At 46.2% G+C, this 26600-nt stretch carries 8 protein-coding genes; 3 read left to right on the forward strand and 5 right to left on the reverse strand.

Going from position 1 to position 26600, the window contains the following annotated elements:
• Window positions 1-615: 615 nt before the first annotated feature.
• Window positions 616-4113, forward strand: a complete 3498-nt coding sequence (locus tag QT979_RS13740) for a DUF4347 domain-containing protein (protein WP_333310567.1) — start codon at window positions 616-618, stop codon at window positions 4111-4113.
• A 776-nt stretch (window positions 4114-4889) separates the two neighbouring features.
• Entirely contained in the window at window positions 4890-8102 is a 3213-nt protein-coding gene (locus QT979_RS13745; protein ID WP_333310569.1) for a DUF4347 domain-containing protein, read from the forward strand.
• Window positions 8103-8344: 242 nt separating this feature from the next.
• On the opposite strand, the gene QT979_RS13750 is transcribed toward QT979_RS13745, so the two are convergent.
• The 5 genes from QT979_RS13750 to QT979_RS13770 form a co-directional block, all read right to left on the reverse strand.
• On the reverse strand, window positions 8345-11929 hold the full coding sequence (locus QT979_RS13750) for an AAA-like domain-containing protein (RefSeq protein WP_333310571.1): 3585 nt from the start codon (window positions 11927-11929) through the stop codon (window positions 8345-8347).
• Between the two features lie 27 nt (window positions 11930-11956).
• Window positions 11957-15535, reverse strand: coding sequence for a WD40 domain-containing protein (locus tag QT979_RS13755; protein ID WP_333310573.1), 3579 nt, complete (start codon window positions 15533-15535; stop codon window positions 11957-11959).
• A gap of 27 nt (window positions 15536-15562) precedes the next feature.
• Window positions 15563-19078 carry a WD40 domain-containing protein gene (locus QT979_RS13760; RefSeq protein ID WP_333310575.1) on the reverse strand — a complete coding sequence of 1172 codons (3516 nt, stop codon included), beginning with the start codon at window positions 19076-19078 and terminating at the stop codon, window positions 15563-15565.
• A gap of 27 nt (window positions 19079-19105) precedes the next feature.
• Window positions 19106-22744, reverse strand: a complete 3639-nt coding sequence (locus QT979_RS13765) for a WD40 domain-containing protein (protein WP_333310576.1) — start codon at window positions 22742-22744, stop codon at window positions 19106-19108.
• 241 nt (window positions 22745-22985) lie between these two features.
• Entirely contained in the window at window positions 22986-24275 is a 1290-nt protein-coding gene (locus QT979_RS13770; protein ID WP_333310578.1) for an AAA-like domain-containing protein, read from the reverse strand.
• A gap of 686 nt (window positions 24276-24961) precedes the next feature.
• Between QT979_RS13770 and QT979_RS13775 the strand changes: the two genes are divergently transcribed.
• Window positions 24962-26515 (forward strand): ATP-binding protein, encoded by a 1554-nt coding sequence (locus QT979_RS13775; RefSeq protein ID WP_333310580.1) that lies wholly within the window; start codon window positions 24962-24964, stop codon window positions 26513-26515.
• The last annotated feature ends 85 nt before the right edge of the window (window positions 26516-26600 follow it).

Below are 26600 nucleotides of genomic sequence, written 5' to 3' on the forward strand. Positions count from 1 at the left end.
TAAAATCTAAAATCTAAAATCTAAAATCTAAAATCTAAAATCTAAAATCTAAAATCTAAAATCTAAAATCTAAAATCGATTGACTGTTAGTAAATGCAACCAAACTTCCTGGTAATCAGTATTTGGGTGTACCGCCAACCTAGCAGCTTCAAAGCATATAGAATTCTTCAAAATCTACATAATTCTGTTTTCCCTTGGATGAAATACAGCTAGGGAAACTCTAGTGCATTGTGCCTATACGTAAAATATCACAATCAAATAAAAACTACTCAATATAATTAAGAGGAGTTATTCTGGGGGAAATTACCTCCACCCTTTCCGACTACCTGAAAGCAGACTACTTTTAGCAAAATAATGTCGCAAAAATTTGATAGTACCACCTATATTGATTTATTTAAATCTGCAATATAAATGTTGTAATATCTTCCCATCGGTAGAGGTCATAATTTTCATTATGGTCAATAGAGAAAAGGTAAATGTGGCTCAAAATAAATCAACAAAAATATTTTTAAAATGACGCCATCTCCAAATTAGGTGTTAAGATATAATCAAATAAGTCTGATGAGATTACTCCTGGGTGTATCTACTAATAATGCCCTTAATGGAGTCTCCAATATGAGTTCTACATTCGCTCAAGTTAACTCACAATCTGCTTTTGAAAAAGTGCCACTGCGCTCCTTAGTCTTCATTGACTCCGGCGTGGAAGATTACGAGTCACTTACAGCGGGAGTGCTGCCGGGACAGCAGGTAGTAATACTCGATCGCACCAAAAACGGCATCGAACAAATCACCTCCGAGATGGAAAAATATGCCTCTACTAACGGGGCGATAGACTCGGTTCACATTATTTCTCACGGCAGCTCTGGCAGCCTACAATTAGGCAATACCGCTCTGGGTTCAGATAACATAGAGCAATACAAAAGCCAGTTGGAAAAGTGGCAAACTTCACTAGCCCCACAAGCAGACATCATGCTGTACGGCTGCGATGTAGCCGCCGGTACAGGTGCTAATTTCGTAGATCGATTCAGTCAATTAACCGGAGCTGATGTTGCGGCATCTACCAACATAACCGGCAGCAACGGCGACTGGAATTTAGAATTTGCCTCTGGTCAAATTGAATCTCCCTTAGCCTTGCAGCCAGAGGCGATGGCAAGTTACCAAGGTGATTTAGCTACGATCGTAGTAGCCAACAATAGCGATAGCGGGCCCGGTTCATTAAGGGCTGCGATCGCCACCGCTGTTGCAGGGGATACAATTACCTTCGCTCCAGGTTTAGCCAGCCAAACCATTACCCTCACCAGCGGTCAACTCGATATTCCCGTTGGCAAAAACATCACGATTGACGGCGCTGCCGCACCCGGTTTAACTATCAGTGGTAACAACGCATCCCGCGCTTTCTTTGTCAACGCCAACGTTGCAACTGCTACTAATTTTGAGGTCAAAAACCTCATTATTACTAACGGCAAAACTACCGATCGAGGTGGCGCGATCGGCACAACCGACGAAGTAAACCTCACAGTAGAAAACGTTCAGTTCAACAACAACGTCGCCGATCAAGGCGGTGGCGCAATTTTCGGTAATTTCAACAATACCCTGACTGTTACCAACAGTAAATTCAACGGCAACGTGGCCACCGCAGCAAACGATGAGCGCGGTGCAGGTGCGATCGGCTTTTTGAGTTTCAAAACTTTTACAGTCACCAACAGCGACTTCACCAACAACAAAGGAATTAACGGCGGGGCAATTAACAGCCTTCAAGGTAAGCTGACAATTGACAACTCCCGATTCATCGGCAACGATACCACCGCAGCCGTTTACGCAACAGGCCAAGATAATCCGTTTTTAAGGGGTTTTGGCGGCGCAGTTTACACAGACAGAGCCAGCAATCCGAGCGAAGCTTCCGGCACAATTAAGATTACCAATAGCGTATTTCAAGACAATAAAGGTCGAGGTGAAGGAGGCGCAGCTTATCTGTTCACCGGCAGCCAAGACAACGTTATTTTGGAAAAGAGCACCTTCCAAAATAACGAAATTCTGGCGCTACCCGGTGGAAATCCTGGAAACGGTGGTGGGGTAACAATTTTGAGCGACAACACCAACCAGGGATTGACCATTACCAACACCACCTTTGCGGGCAACAAAGCCGGCAATCAAGGTGGTGGCCTGTGGACACGCAATGCCCCTGCTACGATTACTAACAGTACCTTTTCTGGCAACTCCACGGCGTTTGCTGCTGGTGATTTCAACAAACTCGGCGGTGCAATGACTCTTGGTGCACCCACAACCATTCTCAACACGACGATCGCCGATAATTCTGCCGGCTGGGTTGGTGGAGGTATCTTCGCCGATGCCAATAATGTCACCCTCAAAAACACGATTCTTTCCAACAATACAGCGGCTAACGGAGGAAACCCTTGGGGCATTCAGCAACACGCCACCGCCCAATATAGCGATCAAGGAGGGAATTTTCAGTGGCCGCTGATTGACACCGATACCAAGGTGACGACAAGTGTGACGATCGCAGACCCCTTACTTGGCCCTTTGCAAACCCTCAACGGCGCTTTAGTCAGGCCGCTGCTGATAGGAAGTCCGGCAATTGATAAAGGGATTGCCACCGACGCACCCACTACGGATCAGCGCGGCGTGACTCGCCCTCAAGATGGCGACAGCATTCCAGGTGCGATCGTGGACAGCGGCTCTTTTGAATTGGGAGGTAGTGTCGTCCCAGCGCCAACTCCCACACCCGCGCCGGCCCCAACTCCCACACCCGCGCCGGCCCCAACTCCCACACCCGCGCCGGCCCCAACTCCCACACCCGCGCCAGCGCCAACTCCCACACCCGCGCCAGCGCCAACTCCCACACCCGCGCCGGCCCCGACTGAGACTCCGACTCCAGCGCCAACTCCCACACCCGCGCCAGCGCCAACTCCCACACCCGCACCGGCGCCAACTCCCACGCCCGAACCGGTGCCAACTCCCACGCCCGAACCGGCGCCAACTCCCACGCCCGAACCGGCGCCAACTCCCACGCCCGAACCGGTGCCAACTCCCACGCCCGAACCGGTGCCAACACCAACTCCCGCACCGACTCCGCCGCCAACACCAACTCCCGCACCGACTCCAACTCCGGCCTCGGATGATTCCCTACTCGATAGCCTCAACGCCCCGCAACTAGATCCTGCCACCATCACCCCCAACCCCGTCCAACAAACTATTAACGGCGGCGAGGGTGCCGATTTCATCATGGGCGGTGTCATCAACGAGTCAATTAACGGACAAGCCACCAACGATACTCTCTACGGCATGGGCGGCAATGACAACATTGACGGCGGCGCAGATAACGACTTAATCTTCGGCAATCAAGGCAGCGATTTCATCTCTGGCGACGCTGGCAACGATACCATCTACGCTGGCAAAGATAATGACACTGTTGTTGGTGGTGAGGGCGACGACTTTTTGAGGGGAGATCTCGGCAATGATACAGTTGCCGGCGGCGGTGGCAACGACACGCTTTTTGGTGGCAAAGATGACGATATCTTACTCGGTGAAGATGGCGACGACTACATTTTAGGCAACTTAGGAAATGACACAATTAATGCTGGAAACGGCAACGATATTGCCTTTGGCAATGAAGGTGCAGACCTAATTTTTGGCTTATTGGGAAATGACACGCTTTACGGCGGCAAAGAAAACGACAGTCTCGATGGTGGTGAGGGCAACGACTTGCTGTTGGGCGGCAATGAAAACGATGTGCTGTTCGGCGACACCGATAACGATACGCTTTACGGCGGTAAGGGTAATGATATTCTCAGCGGCGGTGCTGGGGACGATTTCCTGTCCGGGGATGTTGGGGATGATACATTGACGGGAGGTTCGGGAAATGATGTGTTTTTCCTAAATCAAAGTTTGGGTAGCGACATTATTACCGATTTCCGCAAGGGAGAGGATTTAATTGGGTTGAATTCTGGTTTGAGTTTCAATCAACTCAGTATTACTTCCAGCAACAATCAAACTTTGATTACTGTGACGGACACCAATCAATTGTTGGCGAAGCTTAACAATATTACCCCCGGTATTCTCACTGCTAGCGATTTCACTCAGGTAACAATCTAACTGCCTGGGGTAGGGTGCGCTATAAGCAGCCAGCCCGCTTAGAAGTGGTGAAGAAAGCTCCCAAACTCCTAAAATTTGCTGGATGACGTTAGCGCAGCCCGCCCCTAGGGGGGCTACGCCAACAAATAGGAGCGATCTGATTCTTTTCAACTGCGATCGGTAATAAATCTTGTTTATTGCCGATCGCCCACACCTAGAATGAGGCACATCCGTCTATTGCAATCCTGAGCTGGCTAGCCATAAGTAGCGCCCGAATAAAGCCAGCTTTCTCAACACTAAATTTCAGATTTCTGGGAACTTTTTTCCATATAGTAAAAAAGTTAAATTAATCAAAACTTTAGGAAATTTTCCTGGTTTTATCTAATGTGAATGTATCAGGTACTAGCTAGAGCAATTCTCAGGACTTCCGAAGTCCAGAAAATATTTTCTGGATTTTACCTGACCAAGGCTCCACAATGGTTTGATGCACTACTTATCTGGCTAATGAGGTGCATGGCAAATCTACATATAGAGGTTCCCCGTGCCCGACTATTTACATTACATCCTCTGCTACATTTAATTGCCAAAAAAATCGCAATTTCCACCCAGCTTAAACTGATTATGAAGACAAGTCTCGGATTTCACTTAGGGATAAAATTAAAGTTTTTCCCTAAATTTTAATCTCCCCGATGGATAACCGAGGTTTTTATTCTACGTTCTGCCTTTTGTATCTCTAGCCTTCTGCTTTCAAGGTGAATCTACCAGCATATAGTAAACATTCTCATAGGGTATGCGAAATGAACTCAAGTTTTGCCAGTATTGATTCACAATCTGCGAGCCGCAATTCTCGTTCTAAATCTATTGTCTTCATTGATTCCGAGTTAGATGACTATCAAACTCTTACGGGTGGCCTGCTTCCCGGTGCAGAGATCATCATTTTAGATAAAAATGGTAACGGAGTCGAGCAAATTACTGCGAAACTGCAAACAATTTCTGCTGCGGGGGAAACTGTAGATCAAGTTCACGTTTTTTCTCACGGCAATTCTGGCAGCTTGCAGCTAGGTTCTACGACGTTGAATTTGGATAATTTATCGCAATATGAAAGCCAGTTGCAAGGGTGGCGAAATGCGTTGAGCGACAAAGCAGATATTGTCCTTTACGGTTGCGATGTTGCTGCGGGTTCGGGAAGCGATTTTGTCGATCGCCTGGGCGAGTTAACCGGGGCTGATATTGCGGCATCTAGCGATCGCACTGGTCTCGGAGGTAACTGGAATTTGGAGTTTGCCAAGGGTGATATTGAAGCACCGCTAGCCTTGACTCCAGAGGCAATGGCGAATTATCAAGGGACTTTAGCGACGATTACCGTTACTAACAATAATGATAGCGGGCCCGGTTCCTTGAGAGATGCGATCGCCTCCGCAGCAGCCGGCGATACCATTCAATTTGCCTCGACTCTTGCGGGCCAAACAATTACCCTCACGAATGGTCAACTTGTTATCAACAAAAACTTGACAATTGATGCAGTTGATGCAGCCAATTTAACCATCAGTGGCAATAATACTTCGCGGGTAATCCGCACAGAGAGTGCAACAAATGTTACTCTAAAAAACCTGATTATTGCCAACGGCAAAGTTTCTGGAACCGATCAGAATAATGAGGCAACTAGCGCCGGTGGTGGCATTCAAACAGGAGGTAGCAGCACTTTAACTTTAGAAAATAGCCAAGTCAATAATAATGTTGCTGGTTTTGGTGGCGGCATTTACACGGGTTTCCGCAGCACGACGACTGTAATTAACAGCAAGTTTAGTGGCAATGATGGTTCGCTAGCAGATAATACCGAACGTGGTGGCGGCGCGATCGCAACTAAAAGCGGCGGTGTTCTGACTATCAGAGATAGCGAATTTACCAACAACAAAGGCAGCTACGGCGGAGCTGTTAATAACCTGTTGGGTAGCATGACGATCGAAAACTCTAAATTCATCGGCAACCGCACAGAGAAAGGCGTTGGCGGGGCAGTTTACGTCGATGGCGCTAATGCTTCGGGGCCGAATGCAACCCCCGGCCCCGTTGCCGGAACTATTGCTATCCGCAACAGCGTTTTTGATGGCAATATCGGAGCGAGAGAAGGAGGAGCGGGATTTTTATTTGGCTATCTTCAAGATAAGATAGTTTTGGAAAATAGCACGTTTGTTAACAATAAAGCTGTTAAGGATCTAGCAGGAGTTGGAGGTTCCGGAGGCGCAATTCGTCACGGAAATGTGGATCTTACTGTAACAAACTCCACTTTCGCTAATAACCAAGCTGAAGATAATGGAGGCGGTTTGTGGGCAGGAGGGAATGGAAATATCAGCGTTGTCAACAGTACCTTTTCCGGCAACAGCGCTGCTAAGCAGGGCGGAGGAATGGTTGTCGCTAACAGAGATTCCTTTTCGACTAACATCGTTAATTCGACTTTTGCTAAGAATACCGCTGAATTTTCGGGAGGTATTGCTACTTTTAACGACCCTGTGAAATCGCCAATTACTGTCAAGAATTCGATTTTTGATAGGAATACGGCAAGTAACTCTTTTAAAACTAGGCAGCACACTGGACGGGAGCTAATCGATGGGGGAAACAATCTTCAATTTCCCGCTAAACTGACGGTTGGAGATCCTAATGATAGTAATGTTACGCCGAATGTGACGATCGCCGATCCCTTACTCGGCCCTTTGGAAAATATTAACGGCGCTTTCGTGCTGCCGCTGCTAACAGGAAGTCCGGCAATTGATACTGGTACTGGTGCGGGCGCGCCGGCGGCAGATCAGCGCGGTGTGAGTCGCCCTCAAGATGGTGATAATAACGGAAGTGCGATCGTTGATATTGGCGCTTACGAATTTAACCCTACAGTCACGCCCACCCCAACTCCCACACCGACTCCGACGCCGACTCCAACTCCCACTCCGACTCCCACACCCGAACCGACTCCGACTCCCACACCCGAACCAACTCCCACGCCCACACCCGAACCGACACCAACTCCCACGCCAACTCCGGCCGTAGATGATTGCCTACTCGATAGCCTCAACCCTCCGCAACTAGATCCGGCCACCATCACCCCCAACCCCGTCCAACAAACTATCAACGGCGGCGACACTACCGACTTCATCATGGGCGGTGTCATCAACGATTCAATTAACGGACTTACCGGCAACGATACTCTCTACGGCATGGGCGGCAATGACAACATTGACGGCGGCGCAGATAACGACTCAATATTCGGTAATGAAGGCAGCGATTTCATCTCTGGCGACGCTGGCAACGATACCATCTACGCTGGCAAGGATAATGACACTGTTGTCGGTGGTGAGGGCGACGACTTGTTGAGGGGAGATTTAGGAAATGATACAGTTGCCGGCGGCATTGGCAACGACAGCATTTTCGGCGGCAAAGATGACGATATCTTGCTGGGTGAAGATGGTGACGACTACATTTTAGGCAACTTAGGAAATGACACAATTAATGCCGGAAATGGCAACGATATTGCTTTTGGCAATGAAGGTGGAGACCTAATTTTTGGCGACATCGGTAACGATACCCTGTACGGCGGCAAAGAAAACGACAGTCTCGATGGCGGTGAGGGCAACGACTTGCTGTTGGGCGGCAATGAAAACGATGTGATCTGTGGTGACATCGGTAACGATACGCTTTACGGGGGCAAAGGTAATGATATTCTCAGTGGTGGCAGCGGTGCAGATTTCCTTTCCGGGGATGTTGGGGACGATACATTGACGGGAGGTTCGGGAAATGATGTGTTTTTCCTCAATCAAAGTTCGGGTAGCGACATCATTAATGATTTCCGCAGGGGAGAGGATTTAATTGGGTTGAATTCTGATTTGAGTTTTAATCAACTCAGTATTACTTCCAGCAACAATCAAACTTTGATTACGGTGACGGGAACCAATCAATTGTTGGCGAAGCTTAACAATATTACCCCCGGTATTCTCACTGCTAACGATTTCATTACTCTGTAATTATTATACTAAATCCGGTTTGTCTATACCCTCGATCATTCTGCGTATCCTTCGGCGGTTAAAACCGCTACTAAACAAACGAAGTCTGAGTCCGCAGAGTGAGATAAAAGGAGTATTTAATCCGGATTTAGTATTATAGCATCTTCCAATAAAAAGTAGCCAAGGATGATAAATATCCTCTAATATTCTGATGCTATAGCCACACATATTAATCTCTTTTTCCTAATAAAGCGGACTTGATATTATTCCGTTTTAATACGATCGCACAAATGTCTGTCCTCCTCCTTAACTTCCGCATTGGTTCGCAGATAATCCCCCACGCGATCGCACGCATAACCCAGTTCATCGAGTTTGAGAATACGCTCTATATCCCATAAAATCACCGTGCGATCGTCCCCGGCGGAGGCAATGAGTTTGCCATCGGGACTGAACGCCGCTCCCCAAACGTTCCCTTCATGTCCGGTTAGCGTCGTTATTTCTGTCCCGTCGGTTTTCCAAAGTTTGAGTGCGCCAGTTGAGCCTCCCCCCACCAGCATTTGACCGTTAGGACTGAAATCAACTGCCATCATGCCTCTAGTATTTCCCTGGAGGGTTTTGAGCAACGTGCCATTGATCGTCCACAGTTTAATCGTGTCATCCCTGCTGGCAGTTGCCAAAGTGCGACCGTCTGGACTGATGGCAACTTCCCAAACAGGGCTGCGATGACCCTTTAGGGTCTTGGAAAACCTACCGTCAAGACTCCACAACCGAGCAGTGCTGTCGCTACTAGCTGAAAGCAGCCTCTGTCCGTCAGGGGTAAAGTCCACATCGTAAACCCTGGCCCGATGCCCTGTGAAAGTTCGTAGGGGCGATGCCCCCGTGCCCGCCCTGCCGTCCTTGTTCCACAGTTTGACGGTTTTATCGTTGCTAGCAGAAGCCAGTAGCCGACCATCTGGACTTGGGGAGATATCCCAAACTCCAGCTTCATGACCTGTTATGGTTTTCAGTAGCGTCCCGTCGAACTGCCAGAATTTAATTGTTTTATCTTCACTAGCGGTAGCAAGGAAAGGTGCGATCGCAGGATTGGCAAAGCTAGCACCAGAGAGGAAAGCAACAGAGCGAACGGCAGCCTTATCTGTGGCAAAAGACTTCAGTAACGTGCCCTCTCGCGCCCAGAGCTTGAAACTGCCATCCGTACTGGCTGAAGCTAGCATCTGACCTTCGGGGGAGAAATCCACATCCCAAATCGTGCCGCCATGTCCATAAAGGACTTTCGAGAAGGGGTTTATCGGGTTCCACAGTCGGGCTGTATTGTCGTCGCTAGCAGAGACAACCATTTGACTGCTGGGAACAAATGTAACGCCTCTAATTCCCGATTGATGCCCTTTGAGGACTTTCAAAAGTGTCCCGTCCGGCTTCCAGAGGTTAATGGTTTGGTCGGCGCTGGCGGAAGCAATCACATCGCCTGCTGTGCTGACTGCGACTTCAAACACTTCCGAACTGTGACCGCTAAGAGTTCGTAGCAGGGTGCCGTCGGGTTGCCAGAGTTTGACAGTGTTGTCAGCGCTGGCAGAGATAATGGCGGGACGTTTTGCGCCGCTATTGTCTGCAAGCAAAGCGAACTCAACGTCCCAAACGGTTGCGCTGTGACCTTCTAGGGTTCTCACGAGTTCGCCATCTAGAGTCCAGACCTTGACCTTTTTATCTGTGCTGCTAGAGGCGAGCAGGTTTCCATCCGGGCTAAAGGCAACACCCCAAACGGCACCTTGATGTCCGCTCAGGGTTTTGAGCAGTTTGCCATCAACACTCCACAGGCGAATGGTGCTGTCTTCACTGGCGGAGGCGATGCGCTGACCGTCTGGACTCACGGCGATCGCCCAGATCGCAGCCTTGTGTCCCTGAAAGGTTTTGAGCAGTTTGCCTTCCCGACTCCACAGATAAATGTTGCCGTCCACGCTGGATGTTACCAGGCGCTGGCTGTCGGGAGTAAAACGAAGGGCGTAGACGCTGCTGATCGTGTGATCAAGAGTGTGCAGCAAGGTACCATCCCGTTGCCACACCTTGGCTGTTTGGTCGCCGCCTCCGGTGGCGATGAGTTGACCGTCTGGGCTGACATCAACTGCCAGAACCGGGCTGGAATGCCCCAAAAGACGATTGAATTCTGCCGTTCCATAGATGGCTTGTTGCAGCACTTGTTGAACTTGAGATGGCAACTGCGGGCTGGAATGCACGAGACTGTCGAGCCTGCGTCTGGCTTTGATGGCGCTCACGAGGGCATCTAATCGCTGTTGGGATGCGAATTGCCCAGCCGATGAGGAGGTGAGGGCTTGAACTTCGCTGATGCGGGCTTGCTGCTCGCTGGTGATGGCGTAATGATATTGCCAGAGGGCGAGAATGCCAAAGGCGATCGCAACTATTAGCGCTGCGCTGAGCGCCCCAAGAAATCTTCGCTGCCGCTTCGCTGTCTCTCGCTCTAAAACTAACCGCTTGCGTTCTTCTGTGAGTCTGGCTTCAACTTCTCTAAGCCTCGCTGCTTCCAGCGCTTGCTGCACTTCCAGCCTGTCTAATTCACTAGAAGCGGCTAAAAAGTGATAATCCAAATCGCTCAAACTTTTTCCCTGGGCCCAATAGGAAGCGTCTTTTAGCGATTGTCCGCGCAACAATCGCGATTCATCGGTTTGTTTAGAAGCGAGCCAAGCATTGAAAGCTTGGGAATAAGGACGCAGTTGCTCTAACTGTTTTTCTACCCATTGTATGTGAAAAACTGCTTGATAAATCGGGTTGCTTACCTGTAAAAAACCTTGTTGTTTTACGACCAAACCTGATAGTAGCAGTTCGATCTGCTCTCGACTATCATCCGCTTCAATTTTACCCCATTGTAAGAGGTTTTGATAGATGCCTAAGCTACGTGCAGTGAGTTGTTCGTTGCGAATAATGCGATCGCGAATAGTCTTTAAATGCTCCGGCTCATCTTGCGATTCCCATTTATTAATGATGTTTTCTCTCACCAATGATTCCACAAAAAATCCCTCGGTTCCCGGTGGTATCTTTAAATCCCCGCTGTGGGCTGACCCCGCCATTCTTACTACTAATTCACATATTTTTTGCGTTAAAAATGGCTGTCCTCCTGTCCAATATAAGATTTCTTTGAGAACTGCCTGCGGATTGGCTCTGACATTTTCTAACCCTTTCGCTAATGGTTGCGCTTCTTCTAAGCTAAATCCTGACAAATCGATCGCTTGTCCGATATTAAAAGGTGTCCGATTTTTATCGGCGATTAAATCGCTGGGTGTAGCTACTCCAAAAATCGCGAAGGTAATGCGGGTATATTCTGGATTGATAGCTCGTTGATTGTAGCAGAAACGAATCAAGGCGAAAAAATCATCGACGGTAAAATCTAAACTGAGAATACTATCAATTTCATCGACAAATATAAAAATTCGCTCCTCCGGAAATCGGGTCAATAAAATCTCTTCAATAAACTGACTCAATCTTTGGAGGAGAGAAACTTCTTCTTGTTCTTGCCACCAAGTTTTTAACTTGACTTTTCCTACAAGATGGAAACTGCGCCACAAATCCCCAACGATTCCTTTGTACCATTGTAAAGGAGTAATGTTTTCGCTGCCGATGCGGGTCATGTCGATCGTGCTGCATTTAAATCCTTCTGCTTGCAGTCGGTGCAGGGTGCGAACGAGAAGGGAAGATTTGCCCATTTGCCGCGAATTGAGAATGTAGCAAAACTCGCCTCGTTTTAAGGCTTGATAAAGTTCGATATCTGCTTGTCGTTCGACATAGGTAGGTGCATCAGTTGTGAGACTGCCACCAATTTGGTAAGAGTAATCTTTCATAATTGATAGTTAATTGTTTCGGATAATTTAGCGATCGCCCACTCGATCGCACAGATGCCTATCTTCCTCCTTCACTTCGACATTCGTTTGCAGATAATCCCACACCCAGTCGCATCCATACTGGAGAAAATCGAGCTGGAAAATTCGCTCTAAATTCCACACAATTGCTGTGGTATCCTGACTGGCTGAAGCGACTAACTTCCCATCAGGGCTAAAGCTGACTCCGAACACCCCATCGCTATGTCCTTTTAAGGTTTCAAGCTCTTGACCATCGTAGCTCCAAAGTTTAACTGTCCCGTCAAAACTTGCTGAGGCGAGAGTCTTGCCATCGGGGCTAAATGCGACTCCGAATACCCCATTTTTGTGTCCCTTTAAGGCTCTAATTTCTGTACCATCCAACCGCCAAAGTCTCACCATGCTATCCATACCTGCTGAAGCGAGAGTCTTGCCGTCAGGGCTAAATGCCACTCCCGCTACCTGACGGCGATGGCTTGTTAAAGTGTGTAGAAGCTTGTAGCTGGGCTTTCCAGAGGCGATCGCATTATCCCACTGCCAAAGTTTGACAGTGCCATCCACACTACCAGAGGCAATGAGCTTTCCATCGGGACTAAATGCCACTCCGTTAATGTGATCGCTATGTCCTTTGAGAGTTGCTAATTGGGTGCCGTCAATCCTCCAGACTTTGACCGTTTTGTCCTCACCCGCGGAGGCGAGTGACTGCCCATCGGGATGGAAATCAACCGCGAAAACTCTACCTTGATGTCCAGTAAAAGTCTTGATTAAGGTTCCATCTAGTCGCCACAATCGAACAGTGCTGTCATAACCACCTGTCGCAATCGTGTCTCCCTTTGGGCTGAAATCTACTCCGAAAACTTTATCAGCTTGTTTAGGGAAAGTGCGAATTAAGCTACCATCAAGCGGCCAAAGTTTAACGGTATTGTCACGACTGGCGGTGGCAATTGTCTTACCATCAGGACTAAATTTTATGGTGTAAATTGATGCTTGATGTCCGTTAAGAGTCTTCAGCAAACTATCATCAAGCTTCCAGAGTGCGATCGGGCCATCCCAACTGGATGAGGCAAAGATTTTCCCGTCAGGACTCCAAGCCAATCCAGAGACGACATCCTTCGCGACTAGCAGGGTTTTTACCAGAGTCCCGTCAAGCTGCCACAGTTTGACTGTTCTGTCTAGACTTGCCGAGGCAAGCAAACCACCTTGAGGGTTAAAAGCGATTTTGGTCACGGCATCGCTGTGTCCAGTTAGGGTTTTGACTAAAGTTCCGTCAAGCTTCCAAAGTTTGACTGTTTTATCCGCACTCGCCGAGGCAATGAGATATTCTGAAGGGCTGTTGGCGTAGCCTGCGGGCGCATAGGCAACATTCATAACTCTATCCGTATGTCCGGTGAGGGTTCTGATCAGTTTACCGTCTGCATTCCAGAGTTTGATGGTTTGATCTTTAGAAGCAGATGCAATAGTTTGACTGTCCGGGCTAAAGGCAACGCTGTTAACTTCATCTGTATGTCCGGTGAGAGTTCTCAGCAGTTTACCGTCTGTACTCCAGAGTTTAACTGTTTTATCTTTAGAAGCAGAAGCAATAGTTTGATTGTTAGGAGCGATCGCGACTTGTGAAATATTATCGGTATGTCCTTTTAAGGTCTGCCATAAGGTATAACTCGGCTTGACCTTGGTTGATTTTGTACTGTTTTTACGCCAAAGTTTGACTGTTTTATCCGCCGAACCCGAAGCAATTAAATTCCCTCTGGGGTTAAATACGACTCCCCAAACTGCATTGTTGTGCCCTTGAAGCATTCCTAGTCTTGTACCGTCTTTTTCCCAAAGATCGATCGTTTTGTCGGCAGAAGCTGAGGCGATGAGTTCCCCATCAGGACTGAATGTGACATCATTCACCACATTGTTATGCCCCGATAAATGATTATAGTCAACTGCTCCATAAACAGCTTGATGGAGAGCTTCTTTAACTGAGCGTTCGAGTTCTGGGTCTACACCACCTAACTTTTGCAGTTGTCGCTTTCCTCTGATTGCCTCTATGAATGCGTCTAGTTTTTGATTGGAGGCGAATAGTGCTTCGGAAGATTTGGCGATCGCTTTGATTTCGCTGACAGCAGTTTGCCGATACTGAAAATACACCGCTACCCCCAATGCACAGGCGATAATTAATGCTATTGTTACTACAAAAAGCAAAAATCTTTGCCGCTTAGAACTTTTTTTCTCTACAGCTAATCTTTTTTGTTCTTCCGTTAGTCTGGCTTCAATTTCTTTAGCCCGTTCTGCTTCCAATCCTACCTGCATTTCTCTGCGGTCTAATTCTTCAGAAGCGCCTAAAAACTGATAATCTAAGTCACTCAAACTTTTACCCTGGGCCCAAGCTTGAGCATTTTTCAATGCCTGTCCGCGCAACAGTCGGGATTGATCGGTCTGCTTGGAATTTATCCAAGCATCAAAGGCTTGAGAATATGGACGCAAGGAAGCGAGATTTTTTTCTACCCATTTTTTGTTAAATACTTCTTGATAAATCTGGTTTCTTACCTGTAAAAACCCCTGAGATTTTACTACCAAACCAGACAGCAATAGTTCTACCTGTTCTCGCGAGTCATCGGTGGGTACTTCCACTCCTTGTAAGATTTTTTGATAGATGCCTAGTAGTCTGCCAGCACGTTGCTCGTTTCTCAGGATGCGATCGCGGATCGTCTTTAAATGCTCTGGTTCGTCTTGAGATTCCCAATTCTGGATGATGTACGATCGCACGACAGATTCCACAAAAAATCCTTCCGTTCCCGGGGGAATTATCAGCACGTCACTGTGAGATTCTAGCGTTGCTCTTACTATCAATTTACACAGCTTTTGGCTCAGAAATGGTTGCCCAGAAGTCCAAGCTAATATTGCTTTCATAATTGCCTCGGCATTACTAACTACACTCTCTAACCCTTGAGTTAAAGGAGAGGCTTCTTCCAAGGAAAAACCGGGCAAATCTACTGCTTGTCCGATATTAAAAGGTGTCCGATTTTTATCGGAAATTAAATCACTGGGCGCAGCTACTCCGAAAATCGCGAAGGTAATCCGGTTATATTCTGGATTAATGGCTCGTTGATTGTAACAATAACGAATCAATGCGAAAAAGTCATCGACAGGAAAATCTAAACTTAAAATACTATCAATCTCATCGACAAATATAAAAATTCGCTCGTTCGGAAATCTCGCTAATAGTACCTCTTCAATAAATTGACTCAATCTTTGCAGGAGAGAAACTTCTTCTTGCTCTTGCCACCAGCTTTTTAAATTAACTTTTCCTACCAGATTGAAACTGCGCCACAAATCCCCAACAATTCCTTTATACCACTGTAAAGGAGTAATGTTTTCGCTACCGATACGGGTCATGTCGATCGTGCTGCATTGAAATCCTTCGGCTTGCAATCGATGGAAGGTGCGAACAAGAAGGGAAGATTTGCCCATTTGTCGCGAATTGAGAATGTAGCAAAACTCGCCTCGTTTTAAGGCTTGATAAAGTTCGATATCTGCGTGTCGTTGGACATAGGTAGGCGCATCAGTTGTGAGACTGCCACCAATGTGGTAAGAGTAATCTTTCATAATTGATAGTTAATTGTTTCGGATAATTTAGCGATCGCCCACGGCATCGCACAAATGTCTATCCTCCTCCTTTACGTCGGCATTTGTTCGCAAATAATCTCGCACGCGATCGCATCCAGAGGCTAGTACCCGATCTAACTCTACACTCTCCTCTAAATTCCAGAGAATTACTGTTTTATCCTCTGAAGCAGAAGCAAGAGTTTTGCCCTCAGAACTAAAAACTAAAGACCCCACCCGTGCGTTATGTCCAATTAAAGTGGTAATCTCATTGCCGTCACGTTGCCAAAGTTTAATCATACCGTCACTACCTCCTGTAGCGATCGTTTTATTGTCAGGACTAAAAGCCACACTCCAAATTCCAGAAATATGTCCCTTGAGAGTGTGTAGCAACTTACCATCACGACTCCAAAGTTTAGCCGTTTTGTCATCACTCGCCGAAACAATTACCTCGCCGTCCGGGCTGAAAGCTACACCAAAAACTAAACTACTGTGACCTTGAATGGTCTTAATTAACCTACCATCAAGCCGCCAAAGCTTAACTGTCTTATCTCCACTTGTTGAAGCAATAACCTTCCCATCAGGACTAAAAGCTACCCCCCAAACCCCAGCTTTATGTCCTCTGAGGGTAGTCAATTCGGTTCCGTCTAACTGCCAAAGTTTTACTGTTCTATCCCCACTGGAAGAAGCTATAATTTTGCCGTCAGGACTAAAAACAACTCTCCTCATATCAACTCCTCCTGGGAGAGTCTTTAATAAAGTGCCATCAGCACTCCAAAGTTTAACTGATTTGTCTGCACTAGCGACAGCAATAATTTTGCTATCGGGACTGATATCAACACCACTAAACGCAGAGTTGCGGCCCTCAAATCGCCTCAGTAAGTTACGGTTCCTGTGCCAAAGCAAAACCTCGTTTCCACTTGATGAAACAACTAATCTTTGATTTTTGCTTAAAGCTACTCCCCAAACGCCAGCAGTATGTCTCCGTAGAATTGTCAGCAAGGAATTACTGAATTTCCAGAGTTTAACAGTGCCATCAAAAGAAGTCGATGCAAGATATTCGCCATTGTGACTAAATGAAAGATCGCTAATTGCGCTGCCATGTGCTTTGATCGTGGTGAGTAAGGTGCCGTCAATGTTCCAGAGTTTGAGTATTTGGTTATCAGAACCAGAGGCGATGGTTTCTCCATCGGGGCTAAAAGCTAATGCCTGAACTCCTGCCTCATGGGCGGCAATTGTTCTTAACAAAGTGCCGTCACGGTGCCAGAGTTTAATAGTACCGTCTCCAGTGCCCGCAGCGATCGCCTTACCATCAGGACTAAAGATAATGGATAAAACAGGAGATTCATTTTGTGAAAGCGTTTTGAGCAAGGTGCCATCACGCCGCCAAATTTTCACAGTGCTATCTTCAGAAGCGGAGGCAATTAACTCTCCATCTGGGCTAAAAACTGCTTTCCTGACTACGCCAAGATGCCCTGTTAATGTCTTGAATAATGTGCCATTGCGCCGCCAGAGTTTCACCGTACTATCTTGGGAAGCTGAGACAATTAATTCTCCATCTTGGCTAAACTTGACGCTGTAAATTGGAGCTTTATGTCCTGTGAGAGTGTGTAAAGGTAGTGCTGCTTTATCTGTGCTACTGTTAAGCTGCCAGAGTTTAATTGTTAAGTCTCCACTCCCAGAAACGATAAGCTGACGATCGGGACTGATGGCAATTCCTAGAACGGGTGCTATATGTGCTTTGAAGGTGCGAATTAATCTGCCATCTTGATGCCAAATTTGCACCTCCCCGTCGCTTGTCCCCACAGCGATCATCTCCTCATCAGGACTAATGGCTAAGGCATTCATCCAACCACTATTGCCTGAAAAACGGTTATATTCAATTGCTCCATAAATTGCTCGACGTAGGGCAGATTCAACCATGCCATTTGTCTGGCGATCTGTGCCGTTTAATAGTTGTAGTTCTTTTCTGGCTTTGAGGGCTTCTATTAAGGCATCTAACCGCTTATCTAAGGCAAATAGGGCTTCGGAATACCGCGTTATGCTTTGAATTTTGCCAATTTTTTCGTTGCGTTGGCTTTGAGTGGCTTGATGATATTGTGAAAAGGCGATCGCTCCCAATCCTAAAGCTAAGATTAATGCCATACTGAGTGTTACTATAAAGTGTTTTTGTCGTTTGGCATTTTTTTTCTGCTCGAACAGTCGCGCTTCAACTTCTGTTAGTCGTGCTGCTTCTAGTGCTTGTTGCACTTCGATGCGGTCTAATTCTTCACTTTGGGATAAAAACTGATAATCTAGGTCACTTAAACTTTTTCCTCGCGCCCAATCTTGAGCGTCTTTCAATGCTTGTCCCCGCAATAGGCGCGATTTATCTTGTTGTTTTGTCGCCCACCACGCATCTAAGTTTTGCGAGTAAGGACGTAGTAATCCTAATTTTGTTTCGATCCATTCGCTGTCAAAAACTCTTTGATAAATTCGATTTTTTACTTTCAGGAAACCTTGTTGTTTTTCTACCAAGCCACTGAGTAGCAATTCTATTTGTTCTCGACTGTCATCGGTTGGCACTGGCACTCCTTGCCAAATTTTCTGGTAAATTCCCAGCCATCTACCCATGCGCTGCTCGTTTCGCAAGATGCGATCGCGGATTGTCTTTAAATGCTCTGGTTCGTCTTGCGATTCCCATTTATAGATGATGTTTTCTCTCACCACCGATTCCACAAAAAATTCCTCGGTTCCCGGTAGGATTTTTAAATGCCCGCTGTGGGATGCGCGCGCTATTCTTACCACTAATTCACATATTTTTTGAGTTAAAAATGGCTGCCCTTCCGTCCAAGCTAAGATTTCTTTGAGAACTGCTTGCGGATTGGCTATGACATTTTCTAACCCTTTCGCTAATGGTTGCGCTTCTTCTAAGCTAAATCCTGACAAATCGATCGCTTGTCCGATATTAAAAGGTGTCCGATTTTTATCAGCGATTAAATCGCTGGGTGTAGCTACTCCAAAAATCGCGAAGGTAATTCGGTTGTATTCGGGATTAATTGCTCGTTGGTTGTAACAATAACGAATCAAGGCAAAAAAGTCATCTACGGGAAAATCCAAGCTTAAAATACTATCAATTTCATCGACAAATATAAAAAGTCGCTCGTTCGGAAATCTCGCTAATAATACCTCTTCAATAAATTGACTCAATCTTTGCAGGAGAGAAACTTCTTCTTGTTCTTTCCACCATGTTTTTAAGTTAAGTTGCCCTAAAAGATGGAAACTGCGCCATAAATCCCCAACAATTCCTTTATACCATTGTAAGGGAGTGATATTTTCGCTACCGATGCGGGTCATGTCGATCGTGCTGCATAGAAATCCTTCAGCTTGCAATCGGTGCAGGGTGCGGACTAATAGAGAAGATTTACCCATCTGTCGCGAGTTGAGGACGTAACAAAAGTCGCCTGCTTTTAAGGCTTCGTAGAGTTCGGAATCTGCTTGTCGTTCAACATAGGTAGGCGCATCACTGGCGAGACTGCCACCAATTTGGTAAGAGTAATCTTTCATAATTGATAGTTAATTGTTTCGGATAATTTAGCGATCGCCCACTGCATCGCACAAATGTCTGTCCTCCTCCTTCACATCGGCATTCGTTCGCAAATAATCCCGCACCCAGTCGCAGCCAAACACCAGAGGGTCTGTATTGAGAATTCGCTTCACATTCCACAAAATCGCCGTTTCGTCATGGCTGGCGGAAACAAGGAAAGTGCCGTCGGGACTGAAGGAAACTCCTGTCACTATACCTGTATGCCCCGCGAGCGTCCTCAGCAAGATGCCCTCTTTGTTCCAGAGTTTCACAGTGTTATCCAGACTTGCCGTAGCGACGATCTCACCATCCGGGCTAAAGGAAACTCCCATCAGTGCCTGTGTGTGACCTTTAAGCGTTCGCAGGATCTGTAAAGAGTGAGGAACCGAAGAGTCAATAAGAGTCGATGAGATATCTAATTTCCAGAGTTTGGCGGTGCTATCCATACTGGCTGAGGCGAGCATCTTGCCATCGGGACTGAAACTGACTTTCTTAATCAAAGCTTGATGGGCATCAATCGCCTGCAACAAAGTGCCATCTAGTTTCCAGATCGCGATCGCGCCGCTGCTATTGACGGCGGCTAGAGCTTTTCCATCAGGGCTAAAGGCCACACTCCAGAAGGTGCTGCCATCTAGCTTCAGAGTTCGTAGGGGCAGTGCCCCCGTGCCTGCCCCGTCTGGCTGCCAGAGTTTCACCGTGCCGTCTGCACTTGCGGAGGCAAGAATTTTACCGTCAGGACTCCAAGTAATTCCGTAAACGATTCCGTTGTGTGCCTTGATTTCTCGCAGGAATCTGCCATCCTTATGCCAGAGTTTAACTGTTTTTTCGCCCCCCGCGGCAATAAGTTTACCGTCAGGACTGAATGCCAAATCCCAAAGCTCTCCTGTGCCCTCCTTGAGCGTTTTGTGCAACGTGCCATCGACGCACCAAAGTTTCACCGTGCCGTCTATACTTGCAGTGGCGACGATTTTACCGTCAGCAGCGAAAGCAGCAGCATAAAGAGCAGCGTCGTGACCTTGCAGGGGCAAGAAAAAAATGTTTTTCGGCTGCCAAAGTTTGACATCATTTCCTACACCCAGCGAAGCAATGAAAGTGCCGTCAGGACTGAAATTGATATCCCACACGGCACTGCTATGTCCTCTAAAAGTTCTCAGCTCTTTACCGTCTTTGCTCCAAAATTTAATGGTTCGATCATCGCTGCCTGTGGCGATAATCTCACCGTCAGGACTTAAATCTAGACTCTCAACGCCAGATGCGTGACCCTTAAGGGTTTGTAGGGGAGGCACTTGCGTTGGCGGGTTCCCCGACGTAAGCAACGTGCCTGGGTGTAACTCTTCGTCTAGGGGAGCATTGGAGCGCCAAAGTTTAACAGTTTTATCCATGCTCGCGGAGGCAAATATCTCGCTGTCAGGACTGAACTTGACATTCCAAATGGCAGCGCTATGCCCTTGAAACGCTCGCAGTAACTTTACGGAGACCCAGAATGGGCCGTTTTTTTTCCACAATCGGATCGTACCCTCCGTACTGCCGCTACCGAGCATTTCCCCGTTGGGGCTAAAGCTCAGGCTCCTCACCGCATCGGTACGATCGAGAATGGTTAATAAATTGCCGTTTTTGTCCCAGAGTTTAACGGTGTTATTCTCACCGGATGCGGCTAAAATCTCCCCATCTGGGCTGAAGGCTAGACCGTTAAACTCGGTGCTGTGTCCCTCAAGGGTGTGTAAGAGTTTGGGGTTCTGCCAAGACGTTCCCTTTTGCTGCCAAAGTTTAACTGTGCCATCTTCACTGGCGCAAGCGAGGAGTTTGCTATCGGGGCTAAAAGCCACCCTCCATACCACAGCGTTGTGGGGAAGAGTGGCAACAAGGGTGCCATCTCGCTGCCAGAGTTTGACCACTGTCTCTGTACTTGAGGAGGCAATGGTCTGAGCGTCGGGACTGATTGCTAATCTAAACAGTGTCGCCTGTTGTCCTGACAAGCGGTTGAACTCGGAAGCTCCATAAACTGCCTGCTCTAGTAATAATTGCACGCGATTTTCTAGTTCGGAATTTGTGCTGCCGAGTTGTTGCAGTTTGCGCTTGGCTTTGATGGCGGCAATGAGGCTGTCTAATTTTCGCTCTAAGGTAAAGAGGGCTTCGGATGAGGTGGCGATCGCTTCGATTTCGCTCAAGGTAGCATGGCGATATTGCCAAAAAGCTGCTGTTCCGAGAAACAGGGCGATGGCTAATGCGAAAGAGAGTGCAGCAATAAACCACTTTTGCCGTCTGGCATTTTTTTCGACTTCTTTTAACCTTTCTGCTTCTAAGGTTACTTGCATTTCTTGCTTGTCGAGTTCGGCGCTAGCTGCTAAAAACTGATAGTCTAAATCGCTCAAACTTTTTCCCTGCATCCAGATTTGAGCATCTTTTAAGGCTTGTCTCCTCAAAAGGCGCGAATCATCTGTTTGTTTGGCAGCGACCCAAGCATCGAAAGATTGGGAGTAAGGACGCAGTTGCCCTAATTGTTTCTCTACCCATTCTATATTAAATACTTCTTGATAAATTCTATTTTTTACCTGCAAATAGCCTGCATTCTTTACCACTAAACCCGATAGCAATAGTTCTATTTGTTCTCGGCTGTCATCGGTTGATACCCCCCCTAGCCCCCCCTTAGTAAGGGGGGGAGCCGAAGGCGGGGGGGTCAGAATTTGCTGGTAAATGCCGAGTAATCTTCCGGCGCGTTGTTCGTTTCTCAGGATGCGAGCGCCTATCATTTTTAAATGCTCCGGTTCGTCTTGCGATTCCCATTTATCGATGATTTGCGATCGTACTAAACTATCCACCCAAAATGCCTCGGCTCCAGGGGGAATATTTACTAATCCTCCCGCCGTTTCTAGGCTGGATCTATACGCCAAATAGCAAATTTTATGGGTGAGAAATGGCTGTCCTGAAGTCCAAGCTAATATTTGTTTGAGAACGGCATGAGGATTACTGACGGCACTCTCTAATCCCTTAACTAATAGTTGGGCTTCGTGCAGTTCAAAACCCTGCAAATCTATAGCACGACCGATATTAAAAGGAGTTCGCTTTTTGTCTGCAATTAAATCGCTTGGCGTGGCTACTCCAAAAATTGCAAAAGTAATGCGGTTATACTCTGGATTAATCGCTCGCTGATTGTAGCAAAACCGAATTAAGGCAAAAAAATCATCGACAGCGAAATCCAAACTGAGAATGCTATCGATTTCATCGATGAATATAAATATCCGCTCGTGAGGAAAATTGACCAGCACGATATCTTCAATAAAATGACTCAATGTTTGCGAAAATGAGACCTCTTCCTCGTCGCGCCACCAAGTTTTTAAATTAACTTTTCCTACCAGATTGAAACTGCGCCACAAATCCCCAACAATTCCTTTATACCACTGTAAGGGAGTGATATTTTCGCTACCGATGCGGGTCATGTCGATCGTGCTGCATTGAAATCCTTCGGCTTGCAGCCGGTGCAGGGTACGGACTAAGAGAGAAGATTTGCCCATTTGCCGGGAGTTAAGGACGTAACAAAATTCGCCAGCTTTTAAGGCTTCATACAGTTCGGAATCTGCTTGCCGCACTACGTATGTAGGCGCATCACTGGCGAGACTGCCACCAATTTGGTATGTTACCTGGGTCATGCGGTTTATGGGTGGGTTTAAAGCTGAGTATGTAGGGAATTTATTTAGAGGTAAGGATGTGGTGCTGGAGCTGTATTATAATATAATTTATGATAAATTATGCTAACTTCTGGTTAATTTATGCCTGTTTTTTAGTCCGCATAGGCGGACTTTGTTTGTATAGCAGCGATTTCTAAGCGCCAGAAAAAGTCGAGTTTTTAAGGCGGATATTGGATTACGCAAATAAACTCTAAAGCCAGCTCTAAATAAAGTTGTGCGAACTAAAATACAGGCGGTACAACTCGCAGCTTAGCGTACAGCGGTTGTTATCGATATGAATCAGCCCCATACTAAATAATTTAGAAGCCAATATCGGATCTAATTCCACTCCGTGTTCCGATTTTACCACTTGTTTAACTGCAACCGCAAGTTCGGGATACTCTTGGAATGTGGTCCAAAAACTCCGCAAGTAATCTTTATAAATTCCCGCTATTGTCGGAGCTTCTTGTAGTAGCTGATCTAGCCTTACACTGTTTTGACAGAGGTGGTAAAGAGCTAGCCGCACCAGATAAGGATGTCCCCCCACCATTGCCATCAGTCGATCGCCATTGGGGCCATCTGTCCAATCCAGTCCGTGACGCTGGGCTAAAGCAACTATCTGCTCTTCTGTAAAATAGGGCAATTGCAGCGGCAAACCGACATTAAAAGGCGATTCCGTGAGCTTTAAAGGAATATAAATTTCTGTGGAGTGAAGAACGATTAACCGCAGTTTTTCCAGGGTTTTAATCCGCTTTGCTTCTTCATGCCAGCTTCGCAGCAGTGGCAAAAATTCTCGGGCAATTTTGGGATACTCAAAAATTTTATTTACTTCATTTAAAGCTAACACAAGAGGCGTACTTATTTTTGCTAATACATATTGTTGCAAATAGATGGTGCAGCTTACTTTGCTACCCATGTCTTCATCCCAATAATCATCTAATAGAGGTGGTAATCCTAGGTGACGGCTGATATTGGCACAAAACCAGCGTAAAAATTTATCGATATTAGCTAAAACAGCTTCCTCGGCTTGCTGAAAATCTAAACTTACTGTTCGATAGTCAAGAGAACTTGCACGATCTAAAATCCTTAGCAGAAGGGAACTTTTTCCCATCTTCCTGGGAGCCTTAATCCGCAGCACACTTCCTGGTTTGGTAATCTCTCGATAGGCGAGTTCTTCAATTAGCGGGTGATGGATATAAAATGGCGAACCGAGGGGTACGGGAGATCCGGGAAATTCTAAAGGTGTTGCGAGGCATTGGCTGCGGGTGAATTCTTCAATTAATTCTCGTTCCTCTGTGGTCAGGGAACGTGATTCTACACAAGAGCGAAAATTTGATTTGCTAATAGATGTCTGCAAGATTTGAGAGAGAGATTGCCACAAGGACGAGGCGATGTTTCTCAGGTAATGCTCTCCGTAATGAGAGGCAGATGCGATACTTGTATAAGTCTTTCCTTCCCAAACTTGGCGGAGTATGATTTCTTGTATGGGATATAAATCTTTTTGTAATCGCACACGAGTTAGCTGTAGTACCTCATCTATCGTCATAACGAGCAATAACCATATAAGTGTATCGTTGATATTATCACTTATGATTGAGTGTAAAGCTCAGAGCGATCGCCGATTGGATTGCGACACGATACTGTCGCGACATTTTTCATGGGGTAATTGGTCAAATCGGTTAAATCTCCCCGAAGAGTATCACTGTCAATGATCAAGAATTCCCTCGCGGGGTGGGGGCGGGTGTATTTAAGCTGTCTGCACTTTTCAAAGGTACAAAAGTGAACCCACCTCTACAGGTTTTTGAGAATGGTTCTCTTCGTTAATTTAAATCCGTGACATCCGTTAAATCTGGTAATTACCCCGTTGCCTGACTGGTCACTCAGTGCTACAACCCAATTTTAATGGGCGCTGGCGCTCCTACTGGAAAGGAATCTGCGCTCAGTTTTTCTTGATCGTTGGCCAAAATGTCATGTCGGTGTCACAGTTGGTAGTGAAGGCAGAATTAAAAATGTGACAGTTGACTTTGCTAAAGCTGAGTCGATTGATGTTAATTTAATTAACAATAGTTTCAGATCGCTGCATTTACTCATCACAAGTGTGAAGGCCAAAAGCCTAATTCTTATTTGTGTGCCAGCATTTTTTTAAAATTTTCCTGTAATCACCTCTGAAAAATTTTAGCAAATAACCGAGTTAATTTGATGCAAATGGTTCATGAAATGTTTTCAAATTATTTTATTCCTCACGGTCATTGCTACTTGTGGAAGCCGGGATTAGTGGGGCTACACGTTTTGTCCGATGGTTTGATAGCCGTAGCTTATTTTTTGATACCGATTACGCTGATTTATATTGTTAAAAAGCGGCAAGACGTGCCTTTTGACTGGGTTTTCATGCTGTTTGGCTCTTTTATTATCTGCTGCGGAATTACCCATATTATGGAAATATGGACGCTGTGGCATCCTAATTATTGGTTCTCGGGTTTTCTTAAAGCGATTACGGCGTTGATTTCGCTATCTACAGCAGCAGTGCTGGTGGAACTAATCCCAAAAATCTTGGCTATTCCCAGTCCTGATCAATTGGCGGTGGCAAATGTAGCTTTACAAAATGAGATTGGCGATCGCAAACAAGCTCAAGAAGCACTCTCGGAATTAATGCTAGAATTGGAAAAACGGGTGATAGAGAGGACGATCGCTTTAGAATCCACTAATGAACTTTTGCTACAGGAAAATCGCGATCGCTCTTTGGCTGAAAATTCATTGCGGCACTCGGAAGCTAAACTGCGAGAACAAACTCAGCATTTAGAGAACGCTCTGCAACAACTTAAAGGCGCTCAAACTCAACTCGTGCAAACTGAAAAAATGTCGTCTTTGGGGCAAATGGTAGCTGGGGTTGCCCACGAGATCAATAACCCTGTTAACTTCATTTATGGCAATCTGATTCCTGCGGAGGAATACATTAAAGAGCTTGTAGAATTGATTAAGGCTTATCAAGTTTATTACCCCACTCCGGCGCCGGAAATTGCAGACAAGATTCACACTATCGAACTCGATTTTATTTTAAAAGACTTGCAAAAACTTTTTGGTTCGCTCAAAATTGGAGCAGAGCGAATTAGGGAAATTGTTAAATCTTTACGGACTTTCTCCCGGTTAGACGAAGCCGACATGAAAAAGGTAAATATCCATGAAGGTCTCGATAGCACTTTAATGATTTTGCAGCACCGCTTGAAAGAACAACCAAACCGTCCGCCTATTCAAGTGATTAAAGAGTATGGAGATTTGCCAGAATTGGAATGCTACGCTGGACAGCTTAACCAAGTATTTATGAATATTTGTTCTAATGCTATTGATGCTTTAGAACAGATTGTACAGCAGGGATATTCGACCAACGGCTATTGGGAAAATAATTTATTTGACTACTCACAAAACCCCTATTGCCCACTGCTAAAAATTCGCATCCGCACGCTTTTAGTTGATGGCAAGTGGGTGCAGATTCACATTGCTGATAATGGCACTGGCATAGATTATGATGCGATCGCTAAAATTTACGATCCATTTTATACAACGAAACCTATCGGTGCTGGTACCGGACTGGGTTTGGCGATTTCTTATCAGATTATTCAATCCCATGAAGGTTATTTGCGCTGCACATCCGAGGTTGGGAGAGGTACGGAGTTTATCATTGAAATTCCTTTGCGATCGCAATTTAGCGAGCGCCACCTAGTAGAAAAGCAAGCTGTTATGAACAAGCTGGGTTGAGGCGTTAATAAATAATGCTGAATCCAGCTAAATTTTTCGGTTTCTTTTATTTTTTGCCTAACTTAGGCATCATCAAATCCATATT

The sequence above is a fragment of the Microcoleus sp. w2-18bC1 genome, assembly GCF_036700365.1.
Lineage (GTDB): Bacteria > Cyanobacteriota > Cyanobacteriia > Cyanobacteriales > Microcoleaceae > Microcoleus.

Excerpts from the sequence above, each read along its gene's own strand:
- QT979_RS13775 (WP_333310580.1), top strand. The coding sequence starts at position 24,962 with ATGCAAATGGTTCATGAAATGTTTTCAAATTATTTTATTCCTCACGGT.
- QT979_RS13750 (WP_333310571.1), bottom strand. The coding sequence starts at position 11,929 with ATGAAAGATTACTCTTACCAAATTGGTGGCAGTCTCACAACTGATGCA.
- QT979_RS13765 (WP_333310576.1), bottom strand. The coding sequence starts at position 22,744 with ATGACCCAGGTAACATACCAAATTGGTGGCAGTCTCGCCAGTGATGCG.
- QT979_RS13760 (WP_333310575.1), bottom strand. The coding sequence starts at position 19,078 with ATGAAAGATTACTCTTACCAAATTGGTGGCAGTCTCGCCAGTGATGCG.
- QT979_RS13755 (WP_333310573.1), bottom strand. The coding sequence starts at position 15,535 with ATGAAAGATTACTCTTACCACATTGGTGGCAGTCTCACAACTGATGCG.
- QT979_RS13740 (WP_333310567.1), top strand. The coding sequence starts at position 616 with ATGAGTTCTACATTCGCTCAAGTTAACTCACAATCTGCTTTTGAAAAA.
- QT979_RS13745 (WP_333310569.1), top strand. The coding sequence starts at position 4,890 with ATGAACTCAAGTTTTGCCAGTATTGATTCACAATCTGCGAGCCGCAAT.